Origin of the sequence: Alkalibacterium indicireducens, from assembly GCF_039522005.1 — a bacterium.
GTDB lineage: Bacteria > Bacillota > Bacilli > Lactobacillales > Carnobacteriaceae_A > Alkalibacterium > Alkalibacterium indicireducens.
In genome coordinates this window covers 1-5,439 of sequence record NZ_BAAADA010000165.1, presented here as the reverse complement: position 1 = coordinate 5,439, position 5,439 = coordinate 1, and the positions used below count along the sequence as shown (strand labels likewise).

The following is a 5,439-nucleotide window of genomic DNA, read 5'->3' as shown; positions in this document are numbered from 1 at the left end:
GTCATCCCTTGCGCCAGCAATTGACTTTTTTGGAAATTTTAACGAAAACTACTTGTGATGAAAGTAACAATGTATGAAAATCATTTATTCTAAGTTTTATGCAACACTAGTGCAATTCAGTATTAAATGACCTATCGAATACTGTTATCTGGTTACTATCCTGATCAGTTGACTTGTCTATAATGCTGTATGTCGTCGTCATTGTCCCCATCTTGTCAGAGAAAAAGTAGGAGTAGTTTACATATGAACTGATCACTAACAAACTGATAATTAATAGTTTTCCAGCAGGTTTAAAAGACCTGTTCTCAGTCTTGATCTTTTTGAAAGCATATATACTGATAATTAAACTGAATAGTGGGTGTATCAAAAGATAGAACAGCAGTACATCAGAAAGAGCATTGTCATAACGGAGAAACAAAAATATGTAACCGAAAGCTATAATCAGATTAAACAATATCCATAGAGTATATCTTAACTCGGTTTTCATTGAACACCTTCTTTTTAGAATTTACAAACATTGTCGGTTATTTTCCGATGACTTGATAATAATCTTTTTCCCATTATAAAGCTATACCAATGACTAATATTTATTGTCTGCTTCTTGGAAAAGTTCTGATAGAAGAGATCCCTCAAGTGTTATACTTAAAAATAGCACTAAACTATTATAAATTGAAAAACGAGTCTCAGGGGGAACTATGGGTTATTTATCCTTAGCAATCATATGTAGTGCAGCTATTGCACTTATATTCAAATACACTGAAAATACGTTAACGAACAGATATGTCATTACAAGTGCCAATTATTTTTTTGCCAGTGTCACGAGTCTGGTCATGATCATGTACCAGAGACTCTTATCTGGTGTGAACAGGGAAGGGGCTTTTATTGACGAGGTGTCCATACTGTCAGGCAATGAGTCGAATCTTTTTTCTCCTTATGCAAGTGTAATATGGGGGATACTTGTAGGGAGTATAGCCGGGCTATTCTTTTTCTTGTCCTTTGTCTACTATCAGAAGAGCGTAAAGGACAATGGGGTGGGGATATCCGGTACGATAGCAAAGCTGGGCATACTGATTCCTATGATCTTTTCTATTCTCATCTGGAGGGAATATCCTACAGCGGTTCAGTGGATCGGGATTCTGATATCACTCGTCGCAATCGTTGTGGTCAATTTATCTAAGCGTTCCATCAAGACACTTGATTTTAAGCCGGCTTTACTGCTTCTATTCTTATTTGGAGGTATGGCAGAATTCTTCAATAAAATCTATCAACAGTATGCTTTAAATGAGTATAAGGATATATTTCTCTTTGCTGTATTTTTCGTCGCTTTTATCATCAGTGTGACTTATATCCTACATATTAAGGGGAAAGCGACATATAAGGACATTCTGATTGGTTTTGCGGTCGGCATTCCTAATTTGTTTTCTTCCTACTTCTTGATCATGTCTCTGGGAACTGTGAAAACTTCAGTGGCCTTTCCAATGTACAGTGCGGGAAGCATTGTCCTGATCAATTTGGGTGGCTTACTTATATATAAAGAAAAGATTGCAGCCAAGAATCAGCTGGCGATTGCCATGACCATCATCGCGCTTATACTAATTAATACATGAAAAAGGAGAGAGTCCATCGGATAAGATAAAATCTTTAAGAAGAATCTTCAAAAACCCCTCGAGCAGACTTGACCATAAAGTCGTCTGCTCGAGGGGTTCTATTTATCTGAGATGTTATTTAATAGCTTTGTAATCCAAATCAAGCGCACGTTTGACTGCTGGTCTTTCGCCAATACGATCTGCCCATTCTTTCAAGTGAGTGTAGTCATCTGCTTTCAGGAATTCTGCTGCATTACCGTACAGTTTGCCCTGGATCAGACGGCCGTACCAAGGCCAGATTGCCATATCTGCAATGGAATAGGTGTCCCCATTGATGTAATCCTTATCAGCCAAATGTCTGTCGAGCAAGTCAAGCTGACGTTTCGTTTCCATCGTAAAGCGATTGATCGGGTACTCCTGTTTAGTTGGCGCGTAGTGATAGAAATGTCCGAATCCACCGCCGACATAAGGGGCTGCTCCTGTCTGCCAAAACAGCCAGTTCATCAGTTCTGTTTTTTCGGCTAGATCATCCGGCATAAACTGTCCGTATTTTTCCGCAAGATATAATAGGATATTGACAGACTCAAACACACGCAGGGGCTTATCCAAAGAGTAGTCCATCATGGCTGGTATTTTGGAATTGGGATTGATTGCGACAAAGTCACTTCCGAACTGATCACCTTCACCAATATTAATTAAGTATAGGTCATAATCGGCACATTGAGCACCGGCATCTTTCAGTTCTTCCAGCATGATCGCAACTTTCTGTCCGTTAGGTGTGCCCAATGAGTAAACTTGTAAGGGTGCCTCTCCGACGGGAAGTGTCTGTTCAAAGCGACTTCCTGCGACCGGCTGATTCCCGAACTGATTCTGTTCATCTTTATTCCATTCCCAAACTTTTGGAACATCGTATTCTGACATAGTATCCGCTCCTTACTCAATTTATATTAAGTATACTATTATTGCTGTATTAAACAAGAATATCACATAATAACAGGACACAAATTAGTGAGAAGTACCGCTTGACAGGACACTAAAAGGTGTCGTATAATTCGGATGATCATAAGACACTTTTTGGTGTCTCATTTAAGAAGGAGGATACTATGACAGATAAAATGAAAAGCAGGAATGTGTTTGAAGCTATTGCTGATCCGACTAGAAGAGAATTAATACACATACTGTCAGAATCCGAAGCTGTCCCTCTATATAAGCTGACAGTGCACTTTGATATGGGAAGAACAGCTGTCACAAAGCATCTGACCATTCTATGGGAGGCTGATCTAGTTAAAAAGTCTAAGGTGGGGCGAGAGACTCACTATCAACTTAATCCTATACCGTTGAAAGAAGTAAGTGATTGGGTTACTTATTATCAGAGCTTTTGGGAAAATCGTATGCAGGCATTACAAGAAGTACTTGAGGAGGAAAACAAATGAAACCTGATGTATCTGTCAAACAGCAATTCCCATTTTCAATTGATAAAGTATGGGCATCCTTAATTCGCTCAGAAACTCTAGAAAAATGGATATGGCCGAATGACTTTAAACCAGTGATTGGACATGATTTTCAGTTTCGAGGTGAACCTAATGAGTGGTGGGACGGCATTGTCAACTGTAAAGTGCTTGAGATCAGTGAACCTCATAAGTTATCTTACACCTGGCATAGCGCTGGAGAAGAAACTACAGTGGTGTGGACATTGGAAAAGGTGGAAGAGAATCAGACTTTGCTGACATTAAATCAAAGTGGATTCAGTGAGGAAACAAAAAATACAAAAGGTGCTATTGAAGGTGCAATTTATAGCTGGAAAGCATTCTGCATGAACTTGGACAACGTACTGAATGAAAGGTATGGAGAAGGCCATGGGTAAATTAGACGATGTCTAGAATGTTTTTAAAAAAAAGCCAATTAAATTTATAGAGTCATATAAAGCGAAAGAGCAGATTTATACTTTTGTGTTCGAAAAACCTGAAGATTTGAACTGGAAGGCAGGCCAGCATGGTCTTTATGATATTACGCATAAGAAGATAAAAAATAAGACCCGCCCATTTAGTATTCCTACTGCACCTCACGAAAATACTATTCATATCACTACTAGAATAGGGAAGGAGCTCAGTGAGTTCAAGCAGGCACTTCTTGAGCTGAAACCTGGTATGAGTATGCGTCTTACTGGACCGGTAGGGTCATTCTACCTGAAATAATCTGTTCCTAGTCTTCTAATAGCTGGTGGAATAGGGATTACTCCTTTCAGATCGATGCTGAAGCAGTTAGAAGTTGAACGACAGATATCAACACCTATCGAGCTATTGTATATAAGTCGATCGAAGAACTTTTTATTTAAAGATGACCTTGATCAACTTAAAAACCTTGATAATCTGACCGTAAGATTTATCGATTCAGATGAACGATTGATTAAGGAACTGGATAAATTTATTGACCAGTATAAAAATGAAGCAAACTATTTCATTACTGGACCTACTTCTTTTGTAAAAGACGTCTCTCTTCACCTAAAAGATAGTAAGATCAAGAAGAAGCAACTCAAAACAGATGATTTCTATGGCTACAAAAACTAATAGTAAAATTGCCAAATAATAGTGAAAATGGACCAATATCACACACGTTAGCCAGAGACAGGATAAATTACTAAGACCAGCTTATAATGTAAGTGATGTACATTTAAAGTAGTTAATTCTAGAGAAAAGAAGTATAATCCTAAAGAAAATAAAAGATTGAGAACAGGAGAATTTTTATAATCGGGCAGAATATAATGGAAGAATTTGAAAAACAGAAGACTTTTGACGGAGACAGAGTGAAGTTAAGACCGATCGGGCTGGATGATGTCGATGATCTTTATGAGTTCACTTCTGATGAAGAAGCAACGAGGTATCTCTACACCCCTCACAAAGATAAGGAACAGACCAGCCGCTTAGTGTCGACCTATTATCTTAAAGAGCCCGTCGGGAAGTATGCCATTGAGCATAAAGAATCGGGTAAAATGATCGGCACGATAGAGTTCAGAGTAGATGACTATACAATGAATGGCGAACTGGGGTACACGATGCATAGGAGCTTCTGGGGACAGGGCTATATGTCCGAGGCAATCAAGCTCATATTCGACTTTGCTTTTTCCACGCTAGGTCTAGCTCGAGTATTTGCTGAATATGATTATCGAAATGATAACTCTGGACGATTGCTTGATCGACTTGGAATGAAACGAGAAGGGCATTTGAGGCAGAATCATATTGTCAGAGGTGCGTTGACTGACAGTATACACTGTTCTATTCTTAAAGGAGAGTACGTGAGTAAAGCGGCAGAAAAGTGAATTTTTTAAATACAAAGAGGGCGAATCGTCGTCCTCTTTTTTGTTTGTGCGCCCGGCATGGGCGACAACTTGGTAGTGAAAGTCCACTACAGACTTGGCAGTAGGAACTGTTAGCGAAAGTCAAGGGTGTCCGCCGTGAGGCGGAATCTGAAGGAAGACGGACGCAAATGCTTGCACTGACGAACAGAAACTTCATACAAAGGCTGAATCAGGACGGATGAGCTTGCGAAACAAAGTGAAGTCCGATACTGCCCGAATCCTGTACAGTAAATGGAGCAGTGACATGAGCAGAAGGTTGTCGTTCTTACCCGGGGAGGTCTCGTCAGCGCTTAGTAGTAACAACGAATGGCGAGAAGTCAGCCAATGTTTTTGTGACGAGTAACCGCAGGAACAGAGGTCATAGTAGGGAAAATGTACCGAAGGACCGAACAGTATCAATACTTTGAAGATTGGAGGTTAGGCATTATTGTAGAAAAGCAAAATAATCCAGCCAGTAAATGTCACTTTATTCCGGCAGTTTTTTTTAAGAAAATGGGT

7 protein-coding genes are annotated in these 5,439 nt (G+C 39.5%); 6 read left to right on the top strand and 1 reads right to left on the bottom strand.

Going from position 1 to position 5,439, the window contains the following annotated elements; all coding sequences use genetic code 11:
* Nucleotides 1-695 precede the first annotated feature (695 nt).
* Entirely contained in the window at nt 696-1,607 is a 912-nt protein-coding gene (locus ABFX15_RS09465) for a hypothetical protein (RefSeq protein ID WP_346025176.1), read from the top strand.
* A gap of 114 nt (nt 1,608-1,721) precedes the next feature.
* Here ABFX15_RS09465 and yghU read toward each other — a convergent pair whose 3' ends face one another.
* Nucleotides 1,722-2,507, bottom strand: coding sequence for a glutathione-dependent disulfide-bond oxidoreductase (yghU, locus tag ABFX15_RS09460; RefSeq protein ID WP_346025175.1), 786 nt, complete (start codon nt 2,505-2,507; stop codon nt 1,722-1,724).
* A gap of 182 nt (nt 2,508-2,689) precedes the next feature.
* On the opposite strand from yghU, the gene ABFX15_RS09455 reads away from it, so the two are divergent.
* From ABFX15_RS09455 to ABFX15_RS09435, 5 genes are all read left to right on the top strand, one after another.
* A complete protein-coding gene (locus tag ABFX15_RS09455; RefSeq protein ID WP_346025174.1) occupies nt 2,690-3,019 on the top strand; it encodes an ArsR/SmtB family transcription factor in 330 nt (109 codons plus the stop codon).
* Nucleotides 3,016-3,450, top strand: coding sequence for an SRPBCC family protein (locus tag ABFX15_RS09450; protein WP_346025173.1), 435 nt, complete (start codon nt 3,016-3,018; stop codon nt 3,448-3,450). Before ABFX15_RS09455 ends, ABFX15_RS09450 begins: the two co-directional genes overlap by 4 nt.
* A 37-nt stretch (nt 3,451-3,487) precedes the next feature.
* A complete protein-coding gene (locus tag ABFX15_RS09445) occupies nt 3,488-3,781 on the top strand; it encodes an FAD-binding oxidoreductase (protein ID WP_346025178.1) in 294 nt (97 codons plus the stop codon).
* An 18-nt stretch (nt 3,782-3,799) separates the two neighbouring features.
* Nucleotides 3,800-4,153, top strand: coding sequence for a ferredoxin reductase domain-containing protein (locus tag ABFX15_RS09440; RefSeq protein ID WP_346025177.1), 354 nt, complete (start codon nt 3,800-3,802; stop codon nt 4,151-4,153).
* A gap of 194 nt (nt 4,154-4,347) precedes the next feature.
* Complete coding sequence (locus ABFX15_RS09435) at nt 4,348-4,902, top strand: GNAT family N-acetyltransferase (RefSeq protein ID WP_346025172.1); 555 nt, start codon at nt 4,348-4,350, stop codon at nt 4,900-4,902.
* Nucleotides 4,903-5,439 lie beyond the last annotated feature (537 nt).